Source organism: Sphingobacterium sp. HJSM2_6, from assembly GCF_049316305.1.
Taxonomy (GTDB): domain Bacteria; phylum Bacteroidota; class Bacteroidia; order Sphingobacteriales; family Sphingobacteriaceae; genus Sphingobacterium.
Window position 1 is genome coordinate 218,230 of sequence record NZ_JBMOXB010000001.1, and the last position, 25,595, is coordinate 243,824.

26 protein-coding genes are annotated in these 25,595 nt (G+C 36.1%); 14 read left to right on the plus strand and 12 right to left on the minus strand.

The window, feature by feature from the left end:
* Positions 1–600 (minus strand): redoxin family protein, encoded by a 600-nt coding sequence (locus ACFRAE_RS00935; RefSeq protein ID WP_422795234.1) that lies wholly within the window; start codon positions 598–600, stop codon positions 1–3.
* Positions 601–603: 3 nt separating this feature from the next.
* Entirely contained in the window at positions 604–1,347 is a 744-nt protein-coding gene (locus ACFRAE_RS00940; protein WP_422795235.1) for an RluA family pseudouridine synthase, read from the minus strand.
* A 120-nt stretch (positions 1,348–1,467) separates the two neighbouring features.
* Here ACFRAE_RS00940 and panB point away from each other — a divergent pair, with 120 nt between their 5' ends.
* Together panB and ACFRAE_RS00950 are read left to right on the plus strand one after the other, a co-directional pair.
* Positions 1,468–2,283: a 3-methyl-2-oxobutanoate hydroxymethyltransferase gene (gene panB, locus ACFRAE_RS00945; RefSeq protein ID WP_422795236.1), complete on the plus strand. Its 816-nt coding sequence runs from the start codon at positions 1,468–1,470 to the stop codon at positions 2,281–2,283.
* 2 nt (positions 2,284–2,285) lie between these two features.
* On the plus strand, positions 2,286–2,888 hold the full coding sequence (locus tag ACFRAE_RS00950; RefSeq protein WP_422795237.1) for a hypothetical protein: 603 nt from the start codon (positions 2,286–2,288) through the stop codon (positions 2,886–2,888).
* Here ACFRAE_RS00950 and ACFRAE_RS00955 read toward each other — a convergent pair.
* On the minus strand, positions 2,885–4,174 hold the full coding sequence (locus tag ACFRAE_RS00955; RefSeq protein ID WP_422795238.1) for a Gfo/Idh/MocA family protein: 1,290 nt from the start codon (positions 4,172–4,174) through the stop codon (positions 2,885–2,887). The genes ACFRAE_RS00950 and ACFRAE_RS00955 overlap by 4 nt on opposite strands.
* A gap of 132 nt (positions 4,175–4,306) precedes the next feature.
* Here ACFRAE_RS00955 and ACFRAE_RS00960 point away from each other — a divergent pair, with 132 nt between their 5' ends.
* Together ACFRAE_RS00960 and ACFRAE_RS00965 are read left to right on the plus strand one after the other, a co-directional pair.
* A complete protein-coding gene (locus tag ACFRAE_RS00960; RefSeq protein ID WP_422795239.1) occupies positions 4,307–6,967 on the plus strand; it encodes a heavy metal translocating P-type ATPase in 2,661 nt (886 codons plus the stop codon).
* A 309-nt stretch (positions 6,968–7,276) separates the two neighbouring features.
* Entirely contained in the window at positions 7,277–7,870 is a 594-nt protein-coding gene (locus ACFRAE_RS00965; RefSeq protein ID WP_422795240.1) for an outer membrane beta-barrel protein, read from the plus strand.
* A 59-nt stretch (positions 7,871–7,929) separates the two neighbouring features.
* On the opposite strand, the gene ACFRAE_RS00970 is transcribed toward ACFRAE_RS00965, so the two are convergent.
* Positions 7,930–8,355, minus strand: coding sequence for an NUDIX hydrolase (locus ACFRAE_RS00970; protein WP_422795241.1), 426 nt, complete (start codon positions 8,353–8,355; stop codon positions 7,930–7,932).
* Positions 8,356–8,488: 133 nt separating this feature from the next.
* On the opposite strand from ACFRAE_RS00970, the gene ACFRAE_RS00975 reads away from it, so the two are divergent.
* Both ACFRAE_RS00975 and ACFRAE_RS00980 read left to right on the plus strand, forming a co-directional pair.
* Positions 8,489–9,520, plus strand: coding sequence for a L,D-transpeptidase (locus tag ACFRAE_RS00975; protein ID WP_422795242.1), 1,032 nt, complete (start codon positions 8,489–8,491; stop codon positions 9,518–9,520).
* A gap of 69 nt (positions 9,521–9,589) precedes the next feature.
* The gene (locus ACFRAE_RS00980) at positions 9,590–10,375 is read left to right on the plus strand and encodes a murein L,D-transpeptidase catalytic domain family protein (protein WP_422795243.1); all 786 of its coding nucleotides are present in this window, start codon (positions 9,590–9,592) and stop codon (positions 10,373–10,375) included.
* Between the two features lie 82 nt (positions 10,376–10,457).
* Here the strand turns inward: ACFRAE_RS00980 and ACFRAE_RS00985 are convergent, their stop codons facing one another.
* Both ACFRAE_RS00985 and ACFRAE_RS00990 read right to left on the minus strand, forming a co-directional pair.
* Positions 10,458–12,368 carry an amidophosphoribosyltransferase gene (locus ACFRAE_RS00985; RefSeq protein WP_422795244.1) on the minus strand — a complete coding sequence of 637 codons (1,911 nt, stop codon included), beginning with the start codon at positions 12,366–12,368 and terminating at the stop codon, positions 10,458–10,460.
* Positions 12,369–12,466: 98 nt separating this feature from the next.
* Positions 12,467–12,994 carry a lipocalin-like domain-containing protein gene (locus ACFRAE_RS00990; RefSeq protein ID WP_422795245.1) on the minus strand — a complete coding sequence of 176 codons (528 nt, stop codon included), beginning with the start codon at positions 12,992–12,994 and terminating at the stop codon, positions 12,467–12,469.
* A gap of 100 nt (positions 12,995–13,094) precedes the next feature.
* Between ACFRAE_RS00990 and ACFRAE_RS00995 the strand changes: the two genes are divergently transcribed.
* The gene (locus ACFRAE_RS00995) at positions 13,095–13,529 is read left to right on the plus strand and encodes a YchJ family protein (protein WP_422795246.1); all 435 of its coding nucleotides are present in this window, start codon (positions 13,095–13,097) and stop codon (positions 13,527–13,529) included.
* A gap of 77 nt (positions 13,530–13,606) precedes the next feature.
* Entirely contained in the window at positions 13,607–13,939 is a 333-nt protein-coding gene (locus ACFRAE_RS01000; protein WP_422795247.1) for a YegP family protein, read from the plus strand.
* Positions 13,940–14,071: 132 nt separating this feature from the next.
* Here the strand turns inward: ACFRAE_RS01000 and ACFRAE_RS01005 are convergent, their stop codons facing one another.
* Positions 14,072–16,075 (minus strand): M13 family metallopeptidase, encoded by a 2,004-nt coding sequence (locus ACFRAE_RS01005; protein WP_422795248.1) that lies wholly within the window; start codon positions 16,073–16,075, stop codon positions 14,072–14,074.
* A gap of 143 nt (positions 16,076–16,218) precedes the next feature.
* On the opposite strand from ACFRAE_RS01005, the gene ACFRAE_RS01010 reads away from it, so the two are divergent.
* The 3 genes from ACFRAE_RS01010 (at position 16,219) to ACFRAE_RS01020 (ending at position 18,883) form a co-directional block, all read left to right on the plus strand.
* Positions 16,219–16,875 carry a hypothetical protein gene (locus tag ACFRAE_RS01010; RefSeq protein ID WP_422795249.1) on the plus strand — a complete coding sequence of 219 codons (657 nt, stop codon included), beginning with the start codon at positions 16,219–16,221 and terminating at the stop codon, positions 16,873–16,875.
* Positions 16,856–17,224 carry a hypothetical protein gene (locus ACFRAE_RS01015; RefSeq protein WP_422795250.1) on the plus strand — a complete coding sequence of 123 codons (369 nt, stop codon included), beginning with the start codon at positions 16,856–16,858 and terminating at the stop codon, positions 17,222–17,224. Before ACFRAE_RS01010 ends, ACFRAE_RS01015 begins: the two co-directional genes overlap by 20 nt.
* Before the next feature lie 123 nt (positions 17,225–17,347).
* Entirely contained in the window at positions 17,348–18,883 is a 1,536-nt protein-coding gene (locus ACFRAE_RS01020) for a glycoside hydrolase family 43 protein (protein WP_422795251.1), read from the plus strand.
* Between the two features lie 90 nt (positions 18,884–18,973).
* On the opposite strand, the gene ACFRAE_RS01025 is transcribed toward ACFRAE_RS01020, so the two are convergent.
* Positions 18,974–19,765, minus strand: a complete 792-nt coding sequence (locus ACFRAE_RS01025) for a S1/P1 nuclease (protein ID WP_422795252.1) — start codon at positions 19,763–19,765, stop codon at positions 18,974–18,976.
* A gap of 13 nt (positions 19,766–19,778) precedes the next feature.
* The gene (locus tag ACFRAE_RS01030; protein WP_422795253.1) at positions 19,779–20,258 is read right to left on the minus strand and encodes a DUF4268 domain-containing protein; all 480 of its coding nucleotides are present in this window, start codon (positions 20,256–20,258) and stop codon (positions 19,779–19,781) included.
* 54 nt (positions 20,259–20,312) lie between these two features.
* On the opposite strand from ACFRAE_RS01030, the gene ACFRAE_RS01035 reads away from it, so the two are divergent.
* A complete protein-coding gene (locus ACFRAE_RS01035; RefSeq protein ID WP_422795254.1) occupies positions 20,313–20,855 on the plus strand; it encodes a lipocalin family protein in 543 nt (180 codons plus the stop codon).
* A gap of 18 nt (positions 20,856–20,873) precedes the next feature.
* Here the strand turns inward: ACFRAE_RS01035 and ACFRAE_RS01040 are convergent, their stop codons facing one another.
* Positions 20,874–21,185: a hypothetical protein gene (locus tag ACFRAE_RS01040; protein ID WP_422795255.1), complete on the minus strand. Its 312-nt coding sequence runs from the start codon at positions 21,183–21,185 to the stop codon at positions 20,874–20,876.
* 218 nt (positions 21,186–21,403) lie between these two features.
* Positions 21,404–22,732 carry an OmpA family protein gene (locus ACFRAE_RS01045; RefSeq protein ID WP_422795256.1) on the minus strand — a complete coding sequence of 443 codons (1,329 nt, stop codon included), beginning with the start codon at positions 22,730–22,732 and terminating at the stop codon, positions 21,404–21,406.
* Between the two features lie 129 nt (positions 22,733–22,861).
* Between ACFRAE_RS01045 and ACFRAE_RS01050 the strand changes: the two genes are divergently transcribed.
* The gene (locus ACFRAE_RS01050) at positions 22,862–24,277 is read left to right on the plus strand and encodes an alkaline phosphatase (RefSeq protein ID WP_422795257.1); all 1,416 of its coding nucleotides are present in this window, start codon (positions 22,862–22,864) and stop codon (positions 24,275–24,277) included.
* Between the two features lie 186 nt (positions 24,278–24,463).
* Here ACFRAE_RS01050 and ACFRAE_RS01055 read toward each other — a convergent pair whose 3' ends face one another.
* Positions 24,464–24,862 (minus strand): single-stranded DNA-binding protein, encoded by a 399-nt coding sequence (locus ACFRAE_RS01055; protein WP_422795258.1) that lies wholly within the window; start codon positions 24,860–24,862, stop codon positions 24,464–24,466.
* Between the two features lie 164 nt (positions 24,863–25,026).
* On the opposite strand from ACFRAE_RS01055, the gene ACFRAE_RS01060 reads away from it, so the two are divergent.
* Positions 25,027–25,413 carry a hypothetical protein gene (locus ACFRAE_RS01060; RefSeq protein WP_422795259.1) on the plus strand — a complete coding sequence of 129 codons (387 nt, stop codon included), beginning with the start codon at positions 25,027–25,029 and terminating at the stop codon, positions 25,411–25,413.
* The last annotated feature ends 182 nt before the right edge of the window (positions 25,414–25,595 follow it).

Consider the following 25,595-nt stretch of genomic DNA (forward strand, 5'->3'; position numbering starts at 1 on the left):
TTATTTATTAATTTGGGAGATGATAAAATCTTCAAATTCTTTGGTCGAATAGTCGGCCATACCTTTATGATCGAATACGCGATTTCCTTGTTTATCTAATACAACAGTACTTGGAATGGATCCACTCAACCAGGCTTCGGGAATTTCACTTTCGGGATAAAAAATAGGTAATTTTAGGTTTTCCTTCGCCAAAAATTCCTTGGCACCGTCGGCATTATGCTCAATTTCTACAAGTAAAAATTCGATTTGATCATGATCTTTATACTTATTATAAAGTGCTTGGATGGAAGGCATTTCATCACGGCAAGGACCGCACCAAGTAGCCCAAAAATTAAGAAATACCACTTTACCCTTGAGGTCTTGGGTACTGAATGTTTTGCCAGTATCATCCGAAAACATAGCTGTTTCTACAGCCAACAAGGGAGAAACAGGCATGGTGGATGCGGATTTAGCTTGTTCAATGGCTGGCTTAAACAGACCAATTTTCTGCATTCCTTCTGCCATCCATTTCCGGCTTGTAGGAATAACCATCAATAGAACAACAATAATTAGTACAATATAATAAACAACACTTTTGGTGGAAATGGGTTTCTTGGTCATAGCTTAAGTATCAAATTTTTCAAGTTGCTTCAACAAAGTAGCAAAATCTTTTGGATATTCTGCCTCAAACGCATATTCTTGACCATTCAATTGAAATTTGACCGAACGAGAATGTAATGCGAAGCGCTTCATAATGGTTTGTTCTTCCTGATCTTTGGATAAGGTATATCCACGCTTTTTAATTTGCGATAAATAAACGGGTTTTCCTTTATAAAGGGTATCTCCGACAATAGCGGCATGTTGCGTAGCTAAATGAATTCGGATTTGATGCATCCGTCCAGTAATGGGTTTACATTGCACCAAGGTAAATTGTTTAAAGTATCGAATACTGTTAAAAATCGTTTCGGAAGGTTTACCTAAATAACGATCTATAGTCACATTTTTATTACCCTGATTCAAGATGGGTAAATCAACCTTTAGGTCTTCAAAAACATGGGTTCCTCCGATGATAGCATGATAAATTTTTTCAACACGACGCTTTTCAAATTCAATAGACATCAGGCGATAAGTTTCTGGATTTTTAGCAATCAATAAGACCCCAGAAGTATCCTTGTCTAAGCGATGACATACTTGTGCATCTGCATGGTATTTTTTAGCTAACCGAAGGATATTGATCTCTCCTCCATCACGAGCATCTAGGGAAGCTATGAATGGGGGTTTATTGATAACAATCAAGTTATCATCTTCATGGATGATTAAATCTTGAAATTTGGGAAATTTAAAGTGATTTTGTTCTTGTGAAACCATGTTGCAAAAATAAGAAATAAAGGCTAAATTTCTATTATTCAGCCGTTTTTAACCAATGAACTAAGATTCAAGTGGATACTAGTATAAAAATGTCTATTTTAGCAACAAAAAAGAAGTATCATGTCGGTAAATAAGGTAATTAAGCGAATCACCACATCGAGCATTCGCGATATGAAGGATAAAGGCGAAAAAATCAGTATGCTAACGGCTTATGATTATTCGATGGCCCGCATATTGGATCAGGCAGGAGTCGAGATTTTACTCGTGGGGGATTCAGCAGCAAATGTTTTTGCAGGGTATGAAACTACCTTACCGATTACCTTAGACCAAATGATCTATCACGCATCTTCCGTTGCACGTGCTACGAATCGAGCGATGGTATTAGCGGATTTGCCTTTCGGCACCTATCAAGGCGCTACAGAAGATGCTTATAAAGCTGCTGTACGCATGATGAAAGAATCTGGAGCACATGCCCTAAAACTGGAAGGTGGGCTAGAGATCATCGATAATATTAAAAAAATAGTTCAATCCGGAATTCCAGTTTGTGGTCATCTTGGTTTGACCCCCCAATCCATTTATAAATTTGGAGACTTCGGCGTACGGGCGAAAGAAGATGCCGAAGCTGAAAAATTAAAAATAGACGCTTTGGCATTGCAAGAAGCCGGTTGTTTCGCTATAGTATTGGAAAAGATACCAGCAGCATTGGCCGAAGAAGTTTCAAAAACACTAGCTATTCCAACCATAGGTATAGGTGCTGGGAACGGTTGTGACGGTCAGGTCCTGGTCGTAAACGACATGTTAGGTATAACCCAGGAGTTTAAACCTAAGTTTTTGAGGCAGTACCTTAACCTATTTGAAGAAATTTCGAAAGCGGCTAGTCAATATGTGGCAGATGTGAAAGCTGGAGATTATCCGAACGAAAAAGAACAATACTAAAAATGCAAAAATTCGTGTTGATTGCCGCTTTGATTGGCATACTGCTCTATTTTATTACTCGAAAAATAGTCATGAAAGGAAATTCCTTAGTGGCCGAACGAAAGCAGCAACAAGGATTTATAGGCATAGAATGTGGTGCTCAAATACTGAATAAAATTATTAAAAGTACGGTCGCCACGGCAGGTTTTGGATTGATATTGTTTTTACTGATCATATTTCTAGCGATGAAAGTAAAAATTTTATTAATCCTTCTACCCATCAGTTTATACCTGATGAGTCAATTATTGTTATTAAACAATCAATTGAAATACGCTAAAAATCAACAAGTTTGGTACAACCCCTCCAATAATGAAGTAATCCTTGAATGGACAAGTGGTAATCGTACGCAATTTAACTTACTTCGAGATATTCAAGCCATAAAAGAGGTAAAATCTGTTCAGAAAAATAAAGATATATTATTTGGTTATTATGCCTTAACAATACATAATAACCAAATTTATTTACCCTTAATCTTAGAAGTAAACCCTGTAAATAAAGGTTTTTTTAAAACGATGAAGGATAATTACGAGGTCAAAAGTTCCAGTTCTCTTTACCCAATTATTTAAACTTTAGGTATTTTATACCCATTATTGTACGATGCTGCAAGCAATTTATTTGCTTCGGACTCCACAAAGGATTGCGTATCTTTTTTCCAATAAATCTTCTTGCCTGTTCGATAAGCTATATTTCCCATTTGGGAGAATTTGGCGATATGTGCTCCGACTTCTAATGGGGCATTTAACATCGCTGGATTATTCGCCTTTATCGCTTCGATAAAATTAACAGTATGTAAATCCAGGCCATTATCTACTCGTTTTTGTAAGGGTACTTTTTCCATTTTAGTTCCTTCCGGTATCACTTCCCAGCCATTACGATCTAAAACTAATGTGCCATTATTACCTATAAAGGCTATGCCATGCTCCCTTTGGTAAGGACCACCACTGATACTTGTGGCATGTTCCCACTGAATGTTAAATCCATCAAATTCGTAAACTGTAGTTAACGTATCTGGCGTATCGCCTGCATCATCTGGATAGGCAAACTTTCCTCCTGCCGCCATAATGGATTTTGGATCTGATGTTTTCATTCCTAATAGTGCATAATCTAATAAATGCACTCCCCAATCGGTCATTAACCCACCCGCATAATCCCAATACCAGCGGAAGTTGTAATGAAAACGGTTGGCATTGAAAGCTGTTAATTTTGCAGGTCCAGTCCAAGCCTTATAGTCCACACCTGCAGGTATTGCCGAATCTGCTACTACTGGCACACGCTGCTTCCAGCCTAAATAAGCCCAAGATTTTACCAGTCGTATTTTGCCTAATTTCCCCGAATGCACAAAATCTATGGCATCTTTAAAATGCTTTTGAGACCGTTGCCACTGCCCGACCTGCACCAACTTCTGGTATTTATTTTTTGCCGCTAACATCGTATTACACTCAACGATAGAATTGCCAATTGGTTTTTCGACATAAACATGTTTACCTGCTTTCACCGCATCGACCATCATCAAACAATGCCAATGATCGGGCGTGCCAATCATAACAGCATCTACTTGATTATCCTGAAGTAATTCTTGATAGTTTTTATATACCGTAGGATGCTGCCCCAATTCTTTCAATTGTTTCAAACGTTCTGTAATCACAGCCTCATCAATATCACAGATGGCAGTACAAATTACATCGGGATGTTTAAGCATGGAATTGATATTGGACCAGCCCATTCCTTTAATTCCAATGGCTCCAATTCTAATTTTCGAGTTCGAACCAGTTTTTGCATATAATTGAGATAGTTGCAAGGCGGGAATCAACATTGCTGACTTATAAAGAAAATCTCTACGGTTTATTGACATATTATTAGGTTTTGTACTAAAATAGTAAAGTATTTAGGCAAAGCCAATAATTTTATAACATATTATGGAAATTGTGTAACAAAGGATATATGGTTTATAACGAACTTTGTACTATACATTAAAACGAAAATCATGCACAAACACATCACCTATAAAGTATCTGGAATGACCTGTGGAGGCTGTAGAAATATGGTTGAAAAAAAGTTAAATGAACTGGAAGGTGTTCGTGCGAAAGTGAATTTAGAGCGTGCTGAGGCCGAAATCCATACGGATAGTCCTATTCAATTTACTGAATTACAAGAAAAATTGAATGATTTAGGTGGTCAATATCAATTGCAGGATCCGCATTCAGATGAGCCAGCAACTAGCCATCAACATCAAGCCGAAGTGTCTGAAAGTAACCAGTACATCTGTCCTATGTTTTGCGAGGGAAAAGATAAGACCTATGCCGAACCTGGGAATTGTCCGGTTTGCCACATGCATTTACGTCCGGTAGAGAAGGTTGACTTTAGTGCTGAATACCAGCAACATAACATTCATTCTGCATCCAATCGATCTGCACAAGCAGGTAAATATTATTGTCCGATGATGTGTGAGGGAGATAAGGTGTACGATGAATTTGGCTATTGCCCAGTTTGTGGGATGAATTTGGAAAAAATTCCAACGACAAGTTTAGCTGTTACCTTTAGCTGTCCTATGCATCCTGAAATCGTTCAAGACCATCCGGGTCAATGCTCAATTTGCGGAATGGACTTACAGGTAAATCAACCAGATCCAGAAGAGGATAAGCATTATCAAGATTTATTGAAAAAGTTTTGGATCAGTCTAGCTTGTACAATTCCAGTATTTATCCTTTCTATGGGAGATATGTTACCTGGACAACCCATTAGCCAATTTATCCCTTATCATATTCAATCTTGGCTGCAACTGATTTTTACTTTACCTGTAGTTTTTTACACTTGCTGGATGTTTTTTGAACGTGCTTGGACATCATTTAAAACTTGGAATTTAAATATGTTTAGTTTGATCGGTCTTGGCTCTGCCGCTGCATTTGTGTTTAGTTTATTCGCACTTTTCTTTCCACAATTATTTCCTTCGGAATTGAAGGGGCATCATGGGGAGGTTCATTTATATTTTGAATCGGTATGTGTCATCTTAACCTTAGTACTACTCGGGCAACTGATGGAGGCTAAAGCACATTCTCGCACGAATGCAGCTATCAAAGAATTAATAAAACTTAGTCCCGCGGAAGCAATTTTAGTACGCGATGGGAAAGAAACTAAGGTGTCTATTCATCAAGTTCAACAAGGTGATGTATTGAAAGTCCGAGCTGGAGATAAAATTCCGGTGGATGGTATCGTCTCGGAAGGTATGAGCGCTATTGATGAATCCATGATCACTGGTGAACCTATTCCGGTAGAAAAAGTAATTGGTGATACTGTTATTGCGGGAACAATCAATGGGAATCATGAACTATTGATGGAAGCGAAACGTGTAGGAACCGAAACCTTATTGGCACAAATAATTCAACTGGTCAATGATGCTAGTCGCAGTCAACCTCCTATTCAGAAACTTACGGATAAAGTGTCCAAAATATTCGTACCAACGGTTATTGCAATAGCGCTATTGACGTTTCTTGTTTGGATCATGTTAGCAATAGAAAATAATGTGGCATTAGCTTTTTCCAACATGCTTGCTGTTTTAATTGTTGCTTGTCCCTGCGCTTTAGGATTGGCAACACCTATGTCTGTCATGGTGGGTATTGGGAAAGGTGCAAAAAATGGAATTTTAATAAAACATGCCGAAGCTTTGGAGCAAATGGCGAAAGCGGATGTGCTAGTTGTGGATAAAACAGGGACGATCACCGCGGGTAAGCCTACCGTTTCGACTATACAATCCTGGAATGCGCAATTTAAAGAGCAAGATATCTTACAAATAGCCGCATCTGTAAATAAAAGCAGTACCCATCCTTTAGCTCAGGCGATGTTGGATCGTGCGCATGAGCTTCAATTAGCTTTGTTGGATGTTAGCCAATTTGAAAATCTTAGTGGTCGTGGTGTTCAAGGAAAAATTTTCCATATGCAGGTTCTATTAGGCACCCTAAGGTTGATGAAAGAACAAGGGATATCCTTAAACTTGGAACAGGAACAACAGATAGATGCCTTACAGCTTGAAGGCAATTCGGTTTCTATTTTAGCTATTGATCATCAAATTGCAGGTATTATTGCTGCATTTGATGACCTTAAAGAAAACAGCAAAGAAGTGATTCAGAAATTTCAACAGGAAGGTTTAGATGTATACATGTTTACAGGTGATAATCAGCACACAGCAGATTTGATAGCAAAAATGGTGAATATCAAACAGGTGAAAGGAAACCTTTTGCCAGCAGATAAATTGGAAGGTATAAAAAAACTGCAAGGAGATGGAAAAGTAGTAATTATGATGGGGGACGGAATCAACGACGCTCCAGCACTCACGCAAGCAGATGTTGGGATTGCAATGGGCAATGGCACAGATGTCGCTATTCAAAGTTCCGCAATTACTTTAGTGAAGGGAAATCTATCAGCCGTTCATAAAGCATATCAATTGAGTAAGGCGATGATTAGGAATATCAAACAGAATTTAGGATTTGCATTTTTATACAATGTTATCGGTATACCAGTCGCTGCAGGTCTCTTTTATTTTAGTTTTGGAATATTGATGTCTCCAATGATAGCTGCTGCAGCCATGAGCTTAAGCTCGGTTTCTGTTATTCTTAACTCCTTAAGGTTGAATAATCGCAAACTGAACTAACTATAGCTAGAAACTGCCAAAAAGAAATTAGTTTAACTGACAATATGATTTATTAAACTGACTGTTTGTCAACAACAGCTATTGTTCAACCAAATTGTCAGATTAAGCGCTACTTAGGTATTGTAAGAGAATTGTCATTAACCAAAATGACACAAACTTTACAAATGACGTAAAAAGCTTGCTATCAAACCGTTAATTAAAAAACAACAGATTATCAGCATACGGTTAAAGTATTAAATTTAAGTTTTGGCACAGAGATTGAATATTTGACCATATATGACAATAGAGTCAGTAATTAAAATATATAACATGAAAAAATTATTACTTACGTTAACTGCAGTATCTGCAATTACATTTGCAACTCAAGCACAAACCGAAAAAGGTAAATTTATAGTAGGTGGTGAAGTATCTTTTGAAAATAAGTCATATAAAAATTATGATGTAGAAACAACCTCTTTTGGAATTGTTCCTTCGGCAGGTTATTTTGTTGCTGATAATATAGCAATTGGTACAGGCATTGGATACAATTGGAGTGACAATATTTCAACTTCAGATAACAAAATAACGAATAACTCATTTGTAGTAGCGCCTTTCGGAAGACTATACAGCGCCAATCAAGGTCCTGTAAAATTCTTTGGACAATTATCAGTTCCTATGGCATGGGGTACTGAAAAAAGAAACGATACGAAAACTGGAACCACTGAACGTTACGGTGTTGAATTAGCTCCAGGTATCGCATTTTTCCCGACAAGTAATATCGGTATTGATTTTAAAGTAAGAGGTTTATACTTTGAGAGCAACACTTCAAAAACTGAAGGTACTGATTCAAAATCTACATCGAAAACTTACGGTTTAAATGCTAGTTCATTTACTCCATCTGTAGGTGTTACTTTCCATTTTTAATTAAAATATAATCATTGTTTTAAAAGCTGCTTCTAATGGAAGCAGCTTTTTTTGTATGCCTAATTTCCACTGTTATCTTCTAACCATATAGGTAAAGCAAATTGCTTTAATAGATTTGCTAATTTTACATCCGCTATGGCTGTAGTATCAAGCCAAAGCAATTCCTTTAGTTCCGCTTGAACTTTTAGATCACTTAACTCATTGTTCAACTTTATTTTAAAAATAAACCCTCGTACAGTTTTCCCCTGTTCATTGACAGCCTGTGCTTCGTGAACTGCCATAAATTGGCAATCGTCCTCCTGGAATTGCAAATTTAATTCTTCATTGAGCTCCCTTAATAGCGAATCAATAGGTTTTTCATTCGCTTCAATTTTTCCACCTGGCAATTGATAATAGGTAGAGCCAAACTTTTGAACCGTTAAGAGCTGGTTTTTATCATTTATGATGATAGCAACAGCGATTTTTATAAAAGGATTTACCTGCATCTTGTTAATAATTGAATTTAAATTTAAGATAATTAAATTATGGAATGATTTTTAAGATAATTATTGTAGCTTCATAAGAATCATGACTTACGAAGCAAATTGATTTTTAAAACCAGAAATACCGATATAATTGATGAGAAATTATGTGTTATACTGCTTGGTATTGGCAATACTATGTGTTACAGCTTGTCAAAATCCAAGCTCAAAACCCTTAGATAAAGCGGATCAGCAAAAAAAAGATTCATTAGAACAAATTAAAAAAGCGGAAGAAATTGAACGCTTAAGACCAAGGACAGCGAAAGATATCACTTTGGATATCGAACTAACGTATGATAAACATACGTTAAAAGAAACATATCCTTATAAAGACACGAGTCGATATTTTCAATTTGATAAAATCAAAGAACGCCTAGCAAATGTAGAAAACTTTCAAAGGGAACCTCATCATTATGGGGTTTTACAAAACTATAAGAATAAAAATAAGGAAGCTCCTGTTGTGGAACATTTCGTTAGGAATGCCTACAAAAGAGTTTCGGACACCTTAGGAACCGAGCGATACCAATCCGCTCCACTTTATGCTGCTGAAACTTCAGCTAAACCAAGTATTTATGGTCGGGATGGATCTGTGGTCAGTATCATTGGCAGTGATACGACAGATATGGTGAAGATAAAAGGGATATCATTCGAAGGGGAATGGTTTGTCCCGAAAAGATACGTCAAATCGCTCAGTGAGGAAATTAGCATCAATCACATTGCTTTTGTTGATGTTACGAATCAAAATATCTGTTTATTGGAACGTACGGATGAACTTAGCTGGAAGGTACGCAGTATGAATCCTGCGACCTCAGGACAGCATAAACCACCTCATGCAATGGAAACACCTGTTGGAATCTTTTTTATCCAAGAGAAGAAAGCTAAAATGTTCTATTATAAGGATGGTACTACGAGTATTGAGGGATTTGCGCCCTATGCGAGTCGATTTACTAATGGAGCCTATATTCATGGTGTTCCGGTAAACAATCCTAAAGGAGCCATTGTGGAATACAGCTGGTCTTTAGGGACAACAGCACGATCGCACATGTGTGTCAGAAATGCGTCATCTCATGCTAAATTTGTATATGATATGTCAAAACCCTTTGAATCACTAGTGATTGTCATTGATTAATAGAGTTTTAACATTTTTATTATTTATTTTTTCCTAATTTTGTTATTCATCAAATAGGATATAGTGCTTATGAATAAATTAAAATTGATAACATTAGGAATAATTGCAAGTTCTGTTTTTACTTCTAGCCTAAGCCCTAAACCCACTGAAACACTAATTCCCATCGTTAAAAATAAAACGGAAATCATTAAGAATAATCCTATTCAAGATTTATATGATTCTTTGAATTTAAAGGAAATTATTAAATGGGAAGCTTTTGAAGAAGCAATGCAAGGGTATAATCAATTAGCACCCAAGAATAAGAATATCATTACGATTATAGATTTCACACTTCCATCTACCGATAAACGGATGTATGTCCTTGATTTGAAAGCAAAGAAACTATTGTACCATACTATCGTTTCTCATGGTAGAAATAGTGGTGAAAAATACGCGACTAGTTTTTCCAATAGACATGGTTCTTTTCAGAGCTCCTTAGGATTTTATGTGACCGAAGGAACTTACATGGGTGGCAATGGTTATTCTCTACGATTGGATGGTTTGGAAAAAGGAATCAATGATCAAGCGAAACCTCGTGCTATTGTGATACATGGTGCAGATTATTGCAGTCAGGATGTCATCCGTAATACAGGCCGTTTGGGAAGAAGCTATGGCTGTCCTGCTCTTCCGAGGGAGTTAAACAAACCTATCATTAATACCATTAAAGATGGCTCATTGGTTTATATATATGCAAATAATAAACAATATTTAGCTGCAACTAAAATGGTTAAGAAACCAGCTATTGACAGCAACCATATGTTAATTGCGAAACAACCGATAGCGGTAGAAGATGATAGCAAAACTATCTTAAATTAATAGACTACAACTTTCGTATTTAGGTATAAAAAGAATGGCTTAGGAGATCCTAAGCCATTCTTTTTATATTTCATATCTTCTATTAACTGCTGAAATAAGCACGAACATTCTTGCCTTCCATCCAATTCATAAAAGCTCTGTTTACGACTTTATTGCCTCCAGGTGTTGGATAATTTCCAGAGAAATACCAATCGCCTTTATGGTTAGGACAAGCCACATGCAGATTATCTAGGTTTTGGAAAATCACTTCCAACTCTGCTTTTAAATTATGTGGTCTGATGATTAGTCCTATCTCTTCAGAAATTTGTTCCATCGTAAAAGGCTCATAAATTGCTTTTACGTAATTTTCCACTTTATCTTTAGGTAAAGTTACAGAAGCTAAACATTTTTGATATACCTCTTCGATTATATGAGCCAAGCCATTTTTACGAAGTAAAGAAATCGCAGCTTCAAATGCAACAAATTCTCCCATACGTGACATGTCTATCCCGTAACAATCAGGATAACGAATTTGTGGAGCCGAAGAAACAATCACTATTTTCTTAGGATTTAAACGATCTAAGATGGTCAGGATACTTTGTTTTAACGTAGTTCCCCGAACGATAGAATCATCGATAGCGACAATAGTATCGGTATGGTCTTTTACGATCCCGTAGGTTGTATCGTACACATGTTGAACCATATCTTGTCGATCTGCATCTTGCGTGATAAAGGTTCTTAACTTCGCATCTTTAACATTTAACTTTTCAAAACGAGGAGTAATACTTAGCATTTCGTCCAATTCGCCATCGGTTATTTTATCCGAACGGTTAAGTAGCACTTCTTTTTGATAATTACGTACGAAATTATTAATACCCTCCATCATTCCATAATAAGATACCTCCGCGGTATTCGGAATAAAAGAGAATACGGTATTTTTAATATCGTTATTGATACTTTTCAATACTTGAGGACATAACAAGTGACCTAAAGATTTACGCTCTTTATAAATATCCGCATCAGATCCTCTAGAGAAATAGATCCGTTCGAAAGAACAAGACATTTGCTCTACAGGCTCTCTAAACATTTCTTCCGATACTGTACCATCCTTTTTCGCAATCAATGCGTGTCCAGGTTTGATTTCCTTAACCGAGTTTAATGGAATATTGAAGGCCGTTTGAATAACAGGTCTTTCAGAAGCTACAACTAAAACTTCATCATCTTGATAATAATAAGCTGGTCTAATACCTGCGGGATCTCTCATGACAAATGCATCGCCATGACCAAAAATACCTGCAATGGTATATCCCCCATCCCATGTTTTAGCGGAACGTTTTAATATCTTGGTGACATCTAAGTTTTTCGCAATATGAGCACTGATCTCGATATTAGATAAGCTATCTTGTTTGAAATGATCAAAAAGTTTTTGATTTTCTTCATCTAAGAAATGACCGATTTTTTCCAATACAGTAACTGTATCAGCCTGCTCCTTAGGATGCTGCCCTAAATCATATAATTGTTGCAATAGTTCATCCACATTTGTCATGTTGAAATTCCCTGCAACCACTAAATTTCTAGTCATCCAGTTATTTTGTCGAAGGAAAGGATGACAACTTTCAATGCTATTTTTACCATGCGTACCATAGCGCAAATGCCCTAATAAAACTTCACCGGTAAAACTTACATTGTCTTTAAGCCATTGCGTATCCTTAGATTCCTCAGGATAGGCTTTTTGCACAGCGGCAAATTTCTTTTGAACATACTCAAATATTTCTGCTACTGCAGAAGATCCCATTGCGCGATACCTGGATATGTATCTATTACCTGGCTTGACATCAAATTTAATAGTAGCAATACCTGCACCATCTTGGCCTCTATTGTGTTGCTTTTCCATAAGCAAATACAATTTGTTGATGCCGTAGTAGGGCGTGCCGTATTTTTCTTGATAATAAGATAAGGGTTTTAGCAGTCGGATAAGTGCGATTCCGCACTCGTGTTTTATAGCGTCACTCATAGCTTCAATTGATGGCACAAAGGTACAGAAAATTAAAAAAAACTGCTATACATCTTAATGTAAAAAAACAGCAAAAATATTGCCCTCAAAATAGCCTTTTAAAGGCTGTCAAACGGCATTTTATCTTTATTGCTCAATTGATAATCTAAAAATCGTTCTCTTCTTGATTGTAATTCATACTTTTCAACCCGCTGCCAAGTCATATAACTATTCACATATTCTTTATTGGAGAGAATAGGATTCACAGATTTTAAGTATAAAACATCACCTTCAAAATCTATTTTTCGCTCTTGAACCTCCCCTTCCCAATTCGGAAAAGACGATGATTGAATTGCGTAACTTACGATTGCTAGATTATTATCAATCTGATAAGAACCAGCAAAAGCGATATATCCCTTGACGCAGGAAAGCATCTCCTCTTCGGAGGAAAGATACCGGTCATTGGATGAAAATTTGGATCGTTCTGAACTCGAAATATTGACTGACATAAATCCATCAGCCCCATAAATTAAAGTTCCTTTTGGGTTCTTACCCATTGGAAAATACGAATCTGTCCCTTTTACAGGCACTTCTATATACGATAGCAGCTGCCAGGTGCCTATGAGTTCATTCTTTAATGTAGTCATATGTGGTTGGTTTTTCACTATAACGACAAAATACAAGGAATAGTTTGTAACATCCCAATTACACTAGTTTCTATGACATTCATATGATGTGTATCTTTGTATGGATTTTAAAATCGTAATTCAATATAATTTTCCATCTTTTTTCAATGCCCCTATGCAAGCTACTTGTCCTTGTGGATCTTCAAACACTTACGCAGCATGTTGCGAACTTTTTCACGCAAACCCTTCCCTTATTCAAACTGCAGAACAACTGATGCGGGCTAGGTATGTAGGGTTTGTCCTACAAAAAACGGATTTTTTATACCAGACATTCCATCCGCAAACCAGAAGGTTTCAAAATAAGCAAGCAATTGCACAGTGGAGTAAAGAAAACACTTGGCAAGGGCTAGAAATAGTCAAATCAACAGCGCAGACGGTAGAATTTAAAGCCCATTACCTTGACAAACAGCAGGAACCAAGAGTCCATCATGAGAAATCAATCTTCAAAATGGTTCAAAAGCATTGGTTTTATTTAAATGGTACAATACTTGATTAATAAATTTTTAAAAAAAGTAATATTTAATATTTATTGAATTTTAGTAAATTAGATAACTAACACAAAAAAAATATAATATGGGAAAGTTTGTTATTTCTTCACGTAAAAATGGAGAATTTCAGTTTAACCTGAAGGCATCCAATGGTCAGGTTATTTTAAGTAGTGAGGGATATACAACCAAAGCTGCTTGTGAGAATGGGATTTCATCAGTAAAAAAGAATGCTCCCGACATCACCAAGTTTGATAAATTAACTGCTAAAAACGGGAAATTTTATTTTAATCTCAAAGCTGGAAACGGTCAAATTATTGGTTCAAGTGAAATGTATGAAAGTGAAGCTGGAAGAACCAATGGAATTAAATCCGTACAAGAAAATGCGCCTGATGCCCCTGTAGAAGAAGTTTCTAATTAATCAAGAATCAAGCATTCCTTCGTTACAAGGAATGGTTAAAATTATCTTTCAAATCCTACAACACAAGAGAAAGACACTAAAAAAAGGGGCTGTTACAAAATAACAGCCCCTTTCTCTATGCTGGAGTTCAAATTACCAGATGATAATCCGCTTATCTTTCGATAAATACAATTTATCACCAGGTTTAGTATCAAATGCTTTATGGAAAGCATCTAAATTAATAATAGGACCAATAGCACGGTACTGCGCTGGAGAATGTGGATCAGTCTTCACTTGATTCACGACAAACTGATCGGTTGTTTTTGTGCGCCAAATCGTTGCCCATGATAAGAAAAATCGTTGTTCTTGTGTATATCCATCGATTAAACCAGGGTTTCCCTTATCTTTCAAATACATTTGCAAAGCATCAAATGCTACCGAAGAACCTCCAAGGTCACCGATGTTTTCACCTAGCGTAAATCTTCCATTTACAAAAACCCCTGGTACTGGCTCATAAGCTTCGAATTGCTTCACTAGCGCATCGGTTGATGCCTCAAACTTAGCCTTATCCTCTTCAGTCCACCAGTTATTCAAATTTCCATTACCATCGTATTGAGAGCCAGAGTCATCAAATCCATGAGACAATTCATGACCAATCACTGCGCCAATACCTCCAAAATTAACAGCGGCGTCCGCTTTATAATCATAAAATGGTGCTTGTAAAATTGCTGCTGGAAAGACAATCTCATTATAAAGTGGGCTATAGTAAGCATTCACTGTTTGCGGATTCATCCCCCATTCGCTTTTATCTACAGGTTTTCCTTGTTTAGCAAGATTCTCTTGAAAAGCCCAGCGTTGAATATTTTCCATGTTTTCAATTAAGGATGTATTTATGCTAAGCTTTGAATAATCTTTCCATTGATCCGGATAACCGATTTTCACTTTAAATTTAGATAATTTTTCAAGTGCTTTTTCTTTCGTTTCGGGGGACATCCAATCTAAGTTTTTGATATGCATATCAAAAGATTTCACCAAGTATTGAACCATTTCTTGACAAGCTTGCTTAGCCTCTTCCGGAAAATACTCCTTCACATATAACTTACCCAATAGTTCACCTACATTACTATTCACAAAAGATAACCCACGTTTATCCAATGCACGTTGTTCTTGTTGGCCTTTTAACTTACGACCATAAAAATCAAACGATAAATCATCCAATTCTTTTGTTAAGTATCCCGTGGACCTATCCATTACATGAAACTTCAAATACTCCTTAATTACAGGAATATTTTTTGTATTTATAAGCTCATCTAAAGCTTGAAAATACTTAATTTCACTTATGATTACCGTGTCTGCATTAAAACCTAAGGTTTTAATATAATTAGCGATATCCATATTTTTCACCATTTTACCCAGATCATTTACGGCAATTGGATTATAACGTTTTTGAGCATCGCGAGATTCTTCAATTGTTTTCAACTTAGCAGCAATTTCTTTCTCAAATGCGACCACCTTAGCACCTTTTAAATCACGGGTTTTAGGCTCCACCTTCGTATATAAATTGTCGATATATTGCTGATATAAACCTAGCGTTTCCGTGTTTTTAGCATCCACCTGCTGGTAGTAATTACGCCCTAATCCTAAACTTCCACCTGCAAGATAAACGGTATTTATAGCACTATTTTTCATATGTGCAGATACATAACCACCAAAAAATGGGTTACCACCTACAATCGCATATTTTTGGAAATAAGCATATAAACCCTTCAAATCTTTAATTTGATCAATAGCTTGAAGCCTTTCTTGAATGGGTTTAATTCCTAATTTATTACGGGTATCAAAGTCCACATAGGATTTGTACAAATCTGCAATCTTCTGACCGTCCGTTCCTTTTTCAAAGGACTTGTTCAAGGATTCCGATAAAATTTTTAAGGAGGCAATATCTGTATTCTCACCCAGTTGATCAAAAGACCCCCATCGTGCTTTATCCGATGGGATAACTGCCGTTTTCATCCAATTTCCATTCACATAATTATAGAAATCATCTTGAGGACGCACTGTTTTATCCATGTAGGATAAGTTTATTCCATGATTCTCTTGAGCTTGACTAAAGCTTAATCCGGCAACCATAGCCAAAAATAAAATGCTTTTCTTCATAAATATTAATAAATAATAATCCAACCAACGCTACGCGTTCTTATGCAAACATAATAAATCTAATAAAAACACCGAAGTAACTATTTTATGTTTTAAAATACATCTGTTAAAATATTATTTAGAAAAGGGTTATATTCGACCATATGAATATCCCCATTGCTGGTAAAGAATATAAACTCATTAGTACAAATCAAGAAGGTATCTATATTGACTATGCTAATCCAGAATTACCCTGCATTTATGCACATGCACTACTTTCCCTGGCGGATGTCATACAATATGTAAAAGAATATAAGCCTGCTAAGTTTATCAGCTCCAAGGAGGAATTAAATGTATTAGAATATGTCAAATTAAACTTATTTGACCAGCTTTATCCCGTTAAAATATATAGAACTGGAAAACAAAAAGCATATTTAAAGCAATCCATAATTCATTATTTCACCAACAAAAACACCGATATCAGTAAACCAACATTTATCAAGAAAATTCAGGAAGCTGTTTTTTATGAAACAATGATTACGATGATCAGTAAATGGGAGGAAGAACTACAGTTGATGAGTAATGAGCTTATTTTCAAAAAATTAAAAACAAAACCTTTCCTCGTTGATTTAGAAACCAAAAATATTGTCTTCAATAAAAACAATCAATTGTTGAATTTAAGAACCAATGAGTATATTGTCTACCTAGCAGTACAAGCCCTTAAGCCATCTAGCGAAGTTACACCGGCTAAGACAAAGCATTATTTTCCAGATCACGAACAGCTCTTAAAAAGATTAAAACATGAGTACCCAGGTATTTAAATTCCAAATCGCAGCACCTGCCATCCACTTATCCAAACTGGAACAAGATCCAAATCGATTGCTTTCCTACCTGCCTGAAGAAACTTTATCCGCTTTGAAAAGCTATATTTTTGATCAATTACAAAATAAAGATGGAGCACCTATGCTTTCGGAAATGAACGTTACAAGATTCGAATATCAGGAAGCCTATCATACAGGACGATTTAGGATTGCATTTAAAATCGACAGGCAGTTTTGCTGTGCGGATACCTTAGCATGCGCTTCAGATTATATGGATTTTTCATTTCGCAGTGAACCCACACAGCTCTTGGCTGAAGGTAGTTTTTTCGATTGGACATTAGATAATTAAAGCGCAAAACCCTCGTAAAAAGACAGGAGTGCCTGTTTTTGCTTAATCTATTTAGCTTATTCATAATAGCCACTTTTTTATTCAAAGAATTATTGTTATTTTCACTATAACAATTATAAACCTATGATAAAAAACCGCATTCTTATACTGAGCATTTCGATTAGCTATGCACTCATATTATTCTTTTGCTTAGGAAAATCAACTGCCCAAACCCAGGCGAGTATACCTGGAGATTTTCCGGACCCAACGGTCATATTTGCCAATAACAAATACTATGCAGTAGGAACTTCCAGTGAATGGGGACCACACCTACCTATTTATTCTTCCACAGATCTGAACGAATGGAAGCAGGAAGGATTTGTTTTTTCCGAACCACCTGAATGGGTTTCATCTTCCTTTTGGGCACCCGAGTATTTCTATGCAAATGGAACCTATTACCTTTACTATTCTGCCAAACGCAAAGGAGACCAAGTTTCCTGCATCGGTGTAGCAACCTCCAAGTATCCCGATCGCGACTTTGTCGATCAAGGTATCGTCGTCGCTTACGGCACCGAATCTATCGATGCCTATGTTGTACAAGAAGGCAATCAATTATATATGACTTGGAAAGCCTATGGTTTAGATCAAAGACCCATTGAATTAATTGGGAGTAAATTATCCAATGATGGCTTACGATTAGAAGGCGAACCCTTTTCCCTCCTCTTAGACAGCGCTAAAATTGGTATTGAAGGGCAAAGTTTTGTGAAAAAAGATGGATATTACTACTTATTTTATTCCGCAGGAGCCTGTTGCGGTGCTGGCTGTAATTACCATGTACAAGCTGTACGCTCCAAATCTTTTAAAGGACCATATGAGGATGTGGGACAAGCCGTATTACTAGGCAGCAACGAAGATTGGAAATGTATGGGCCATGGTACATTTGTTCATGATAGCAAAGGAGACCAATACTACTTGTTTCATGGATATAGTAAAAAAGGAAATGTGTACACTGGAAGAGAAGGTTTATTAGCAAAATTGTTATGGTCTGATAAAGATCAACCCGTATTCGAATTTATTCCCAGTACCAATACTAAAAAGTATGGAGATGTACATATTGACTTCAAAAAATTAAAACCAACTCAATTATTTGCCCAATGGGATTTCCGATTTTCAAAACCAATTAAACAGTTTACAAAAAACGGATTAGCCCTTTCAGGCACAGTAACTGCAGAAAATCGTGTGGGTCAAGTGCTCACTTGGAAACCTACAAATACAAGTTATTCCATAACTACAACAGTTGATCTTAAGCAATCATCTGCCATAGCATTGAAAGGATTGACGGTGTATGGAGATATCAATAAAGCGATTGGATTAGGTGTCAAAGGCGATAAACTTCTGTTATGGAAGGCTCATGATAAAGAATTTACCATTCTTCAAGAGATTAAGCTTCCATCTCAAGCCAGTAGTTTGGAAATAAAAATCGAAACGCAAGACGATCTAAGAGCTACCGCATCTTACAAAGACGATACCGGTAATTGGAAGGGCCTAAGCCAGGATCAGCCGGATCAATTCAGCATCAAGGATCTTGCACCTTGGGATCGAAGTCCAAGGCCTGGACTTCATGTGCAAGGAGCTAGCAGTGAAAAAGCTGTATTTAAAAGCTTTCACTTAAATCATTGATATTTTTAACTTAAAAAACCCCATTCGAGAATGGGGTTTTTTAAGTTAAGACCTTTGCTAAGCTTTAACTCCTAAAAGCTACGTTTTCAGTTAACCGAAAATATCGTTCAATTCTTTAGCTAAACGTAAGCCCGCTTTTAACAAACAAGTTTCCATCGGTTGTTTAAACTTGAATATATAATCGTAAGAAAGTTTATTGTTTTGCGCTACATCTTGATAAATCATATCGGCAAGCTGATGGGATTCATACAACCATTGTTCCAAAGTAGAATTGGTGTATTGCTTATAGAATCGCTTGTCATAATCTAAAACCTCCGCATATTCCATGAATGAATATTTTTCATTGTCAACCAAATCACTATCCCAAACTCGGTGAATATTACCGGGTCTACCAAAAAAAGTAATGTCTATTTTATTTCCTCCTAAATCCTCTGCCCGACTCACATGCATGGGTTGGTGTGCATCAGCTAATAAGTGAACCATGAAATATAATGCTTGTTGACGTTGTTCAAAGGGAAGGTTTTTATTTTTCAATTGTTCTTTAACCTTTAAATAGGCTTTATAAAGATTCTCTTGTGGAGATTCTGATAAAGATTTTGAAAACTCTTCAAAACTCAAATGTCCCGCTGTATTGATAAAATGCCATGAGCCAGTCCTATTAATTAATGTATCTGGAGAGGACTTAATGAAATCAGCCCAATTTGACCAATAAGCTAATTTTTGTTGGCCAATAAGCTGTTGAATATTCCGTTTCGCTTTTTTACTTAAATGTTGCTCTGCGATTTCAGCAATCACCCGGTGTCCGGTCATACCCCATGCCCACAATTGCTGCGATTGCATAAAAAAAAGCATAATCAATAAACACTTTCCTACTAACTTCATAGTTATATATAATTTATTTAAACAATTCAAATCCATACTGTGCAGAAGACCAAAATTGGTCTAAAGCAATTATTCTAGGCTTAAAAAAGGAAATTAAGGTTGGCCAATCTTCCCGCTTAAAAATAGATACACCCTTTATTTCCGTATAAATACGACTCATAGGTTTGCCATAATCATCAAAATATTCCCGATCCCAAATCCACTCTTCCCCCAGCTCTTCCCTAAGCATTGCCTTATAGTCCGCAAATTGATCAAATATTAACGATCGAATACCTGCATCAGGATTCGTTATTTCCATGGAAATGCTAGCTACCTTATTCGAGGCATCCATTCGAAAATACACTTGTTTAATACCTGTTTTATAATTTACCCAGTTAATTTTTTGGGCATCTGCAGATGGGATCACGGCCATGTATTGACCAAAACTCGTCCAAAAAGATTCCTTTATTTTTTTTGCTTCGTCTTTACCGTACAAAATCTTAAATTTTGACAAAGCTAGGAATCTCCCTAAACATTTTTGGCCTTAGAATTGTTTTGTTAATAAAATATGACAATGAATAAAAAGAAATCACTAGTTGCATTAGCTGCAGTCGCATTAGGAACAGTGGCCTATAATTATTTAAAACCAGTTCGTTCCAAAGTAGATGTTGTGAAAAATTTTGATATAGCGCGTTATTTAGGACACTGGCACGAAATTGCTAGAATTGATTTCAAATGGGAGAAAAACCTGAAAAACGTAAGTGCTTTTTACAGCTTAAACGACAATGGAACGGTGAAAGTACGCAACGAAGGGTTTGATATCGATAGTGGAAAACACAAAGAAAGTGTAGGTAAAGCAAAATTCGTAGGGGATGAAACAGAAGGAGCACTGAAAGTTTCCTTTTTTGGGCCTTTTTATTCGAATTATAATGTGGTTCAATTAGACCCAAATTATCAAGATGTGCTCATCTTCGGAGATAATTTAGATTATCTCTGGATTCTTTCTAGGGAAAAAACTATTTCTGAAGAACGAAAAGCCAGCTATTTAGCTTATGCGGAAGCATGCGGTTATCAAACTTCCAAGTTAACATGGACTATACAAGAATCCTAAGTAGATCGTTTAGCTTCACTAAAGACCAAAAACAGGTTGTAAGAGTGAATAATCTAAACTAGGATCCTGAAGAATAAATTGTTCAAGCTGCTGAATATCCGCATTAGTGATGCTATTCTTGAAACCTGCATTGAATAATCGACACAGCAATTTTGTTGCTTCCAATTTATCCACTGGTAGCAATAAATTGCTTCCCATATAGAAGTTCAATAAGGAACTGGAAAATTTAGTAAAGAGTTCAAAATCCAAAGGACGATTTTTACTTTTCAAGTCTAGTATAAACTTTTCAAAATCATCCTGAATCATTTTTTTCTGTGTGTTTTCAAGCATAGACGCAAAAATAACCAATGATTTTTATCAAAGCTCAATAATTTAAAAATTCTTAAGACTTGAATCCAGAATGCGGTTTTTTGGTTAATGAATTTAGGCTTTAATATCCTAGGTATGCAACATCAAAGGCTACTCGAAAGTAGCCCTTGAAGTTAAACCAGCTATAAAGCATGGTTTAATATGGTTGTATTAAAGCGTTAAAAATAGCTCTTTTAAACTTATTTGCGTACGCTGATAGAAACCCTTCTATCTTTTACTCGATCAGCTTCTGGGGCAGTCGCATCAAATTTTGCGAACTCCGAACCATAACCTTCGGTATCTTCCACCCGATCGCCCACATTTTTCGCTGCCAAGGCATTCTTTACAGCTAATGCGCGCTCATCCGATAATTTTTTATTAAGTGTTTCATCACCAGTTTTATCCGTATACCCACCAATTTTTACTTTAAGATTTGGAAATGCAGCAAATATTGCGGCTAAATTATCCACTTGAACTTGGCTTTCTGGTAAAATATTGGATGTCCCGGTTTCAAAATTCAAGTTATCAAAATCAAACCACTTATTTTTTAAATCGTCTTCAGACATATTGGTATAGTCAGTATTTAGAAAATTTACCAATTGATCTTCAATCCCGCCTTTATAGGCATTAATCGTTTCGTTATTAGGCAAGGTAACCATGATATTTTCCCTTATTACCTCCGTACTCGGGACTGAACCGATCGAAGTATCGACAGGCGTGATTTCCGTCGTTGTTGTGTCAACCGCTATTACCTCTTCATCTCGATTGCATGATTTACCAAACAGGAACCATAATAATAGCAATAGCAGTGGTACCAAAATCCACCAAAGACCGCTAGACTTCTTCGCTTCTTCTTCCACTACAGGAGGTCTATATTCATTAGTTGTTGTTGGTCTAGGGTTTATTTTAGCTTCTTCATGTGGAATAATCGGATCTTTAATAACTACATTTTCCACAGGGTCGATGACAGGTTCGTGTACCTGAACTTCAGGAATAACGCTATCGGTACTACCAAATAAACTGGAGGCTAATCCAGCAGGTAAGGCACTTAGAAATCCCGCCCTATTTTCATTTAAATCTTGTGAAATTGCGTGTGCATTCCATCGTGATCCATTATTGGTGATTGCAGCAATTACTGTAGGTATGGCAGTTTTAACTATAGCCAGTAGATTACTACCTCCCAAACCAATAAAACCTGCAATTTTATCCAATAATTGGGATGAATTACCTGAAAATATGGAGCCTATTAAATCGGTTCCAGATAATCCCAAAGAAAAACTTTCTGGGTTTGATTTCCAAGATTGAATATGCTCATTAAAATCATTTCCAGTAAAATTAGCACGAATACGATCTAACAATCCTTGCATCTCTGGCGCTGATTTCTGTTGTAAACTTAATAGCAAAGCTGGAATAGCGGTATCAATCCCTTTTTCAATTTGATTCGCAGGAATATGCTCCTGATTTGCGAGCGATTCCACTGAATTTTGATCAAACAGGGCGCGCGCAGCTTGAATGAGTTTGTTTTCCATTTTATAATAGAATTAGTTTCTACTGCTCAACAACTATTGTAATATTTTGTTTGCATTGGCTTTATTTTTTAAATTAATGTTATTTTAACATTCAAAGTCTATTTTTGCAACAAACAATAACTAATCATCATGAATAAACGTCTATTTAATCTCTTCGTAGCACTATTTGTCTTCGTCGGATTATCCTTTGCCCAAAAACAACCTAAATACATATTTTTCATGATTGGAGATGGTATGGGTTTAAATCAAGTACATGCTACCGAGGTCTACCTTGCCGCTAAAAAACAACGAAACTCCACCATTCCTTTAGTTTTCAGTCAATTCCCACATGCAACTTTTGCAACATCTTATTCCCTATCTAGTGGCGTCACAGATTCTGGTGCTGGTGGTACTGCGTTAGCAGTAGGTTATAAAACTAAAAACGGCGTGATTGGAATGGATAGCATTGGCGCTAAACCCTACAAAAGTATAGCCTATTACGCCAAAGAAAAAGGAATGAAAGTGGGTATCACTACAAGTGTCAGTATTGACCATGCCACCCCTGCATCCTTCTTTGCCAACCAACCTGATCGGGATATGTACTATGAGATTGGTTTAGATATTATTAAATCAAACTTTGATTTCTTTGGAGGCTCAGGATTTTTAAGACCTGAACAAAATGCTAAAAAAGAAAAGGCACCTTCTATTTTCCCTCAACTAGAAAAAGCTGGATATAAATTACTTTATGGATTAGAGGATTATAAAAAAGCTAAAAATCAAAATGGAAAATTCATTTTGATGAATGATAAAGGAGCGAGCACAGATGCATTGAAATTCGCTATTGACCAACAAGCTTCAGATTTGAAACTTGCTGAAATTACTTCAGCTGCCATTGAAAATTTAAGCAAAGGCGATAAAGGTTTTTTCTTAATGGTTGAAGGTGGTAAGATCGATTGGGCTTGTCATGCTAACGATGGCGCAACAGCGATCAAAGAAGTTTTAGATTTTAATGATGCAGTAAGTAAAGCCTATGAATTTTATTTAAAGCATCCAGATGAAACGTTAATCATTGTAACAGCAGACCATGAAACTGGGGGTATAGGTGTTGGAGTTAGTAGTTCAACTATGAAACTGCCAAATATTGATTTTCAACAAATTTCTCAAGGAGCACTATCTGGATTAATCAATGATTTTAGAACTAAAAACCAAAATGCAAGCTGGGAACAAGTAAAAGAATTTTTAAGCAAACATACCGGTTTATGGAATCAGGTAAAACCTGCTAAAGACGAAGAAGAAGCTATTTTTGCTGCTTACGAAAAAAGTTTTGTGAATCACCAAAATGAAACGGAGAAAAGCTTATATGCCACCAATGATAAGATTGCGGCGCTTGCCATTAAATCTTTAAATAAATCGAGTTCTATTGGTTGGAATACTGGCGGGCATTCAGCCGCTTATATACCAGTATACGCCATTGGTGTAGGTGCAGAAAAATTCAGCAAAAAAATGGAAAACACCGATATTCCAAGAACTGTAGCAAAAATTGCAGGCTGGAATATGGAGAAATAAATTTCATATGAACACCTATAAAAGGGTATCCAAACAAATTTGGATACCCTTTTTTAATTATCGCTAATTCATTTTTTCGCTTGTTTACAGATGTTCCATGGAAATACCTCTCCTTCCATCAATGCAATAAAAAAACTGACAAACATACAGTAAACAATGAGGCTATTTCTAGGCCCATATAATACCTTATGCTTTAGCAGTAGGAGTTTTAGTTGAATGCTCCATATTTTCTGCATCCAATTCTTCCAAATGTTCCTTATCTAACAACATTAATTTCAATACCCGTACTTCTGTTCTTCTTTGAGTCACACCTAGATTGTCCACATATTGCCTATTAACTAAAGCCCCTTGGACCAACCAAGAACTCCCCTTTACCCCTTTCTTATCCAAAATTTGGCACAATCCGCCCCATACACTTAAATGATGCCATTGTAAAAAATCTGCTGTTTGTTCCTCTTTTTTTATCCATTTTTCTGCAGTGACCAATTTCAATTGACAGTATTTCACACCCTGTTGACTAAGTTTCACTTGTGCATCAAATGCCAATTTCCCAATAAGCTGAACTGAATTTTTTAACGTACTCATAACTTTAATTTTAACTTACAAATGATAATTTTAACTAATTAGAATATTTCAAAAATTATTCTTTAAAACAAATGTCGATTTGTAATTGGAATATAGCCGTATAAAAAGCAATTATAATTGGTTAGATCTTATTATAAACGTTTATAAAAACTTAATAAAATGCTATGGAGCTTAGAAATTGTAAAGAGTGTCAACAAATCCTTCGAGGTAGAACAGATAAACGTTTTTGCGATGATCATTGCAGAAATTCGTATAATAATAAAATTTACAGTAGTGAAGAGAATTTGTTAAGAATAATTAACCGAAAACTTCGCAAAAACAGAAAAATTCTTCAACTCTTGTTAGGTGATGAGCAAAGAATAAAAATTTCCAAAGTAAAACTGATCAAAGCTGGACTTAACTTCGAATATTTGACCCACACCTTAATGACCAGTAAGGGCCAATGTTATATTTTCTGCTATGAATATGGTTATTTGGAAATTGAACCTGGAATATTTTTAATTGTCAAAAACAGACTGAATACTCCTATTTCGGCTATGGAAAAAAACTGATAAATATCATGTAAGCTGTCGTTTAGCGGTAAATTAATTTCTCATTTTATCGGCTTCTAATACCCTTCCTTATTTCAGCGTAATTTTCTGACACATGCTGTAACTAAGGATTTTTTCTTTTACGATCCTGTCCATCCTTTTCTTGGATTATCCCTATTTTTTTATTTCATGTTTTAAGCAGA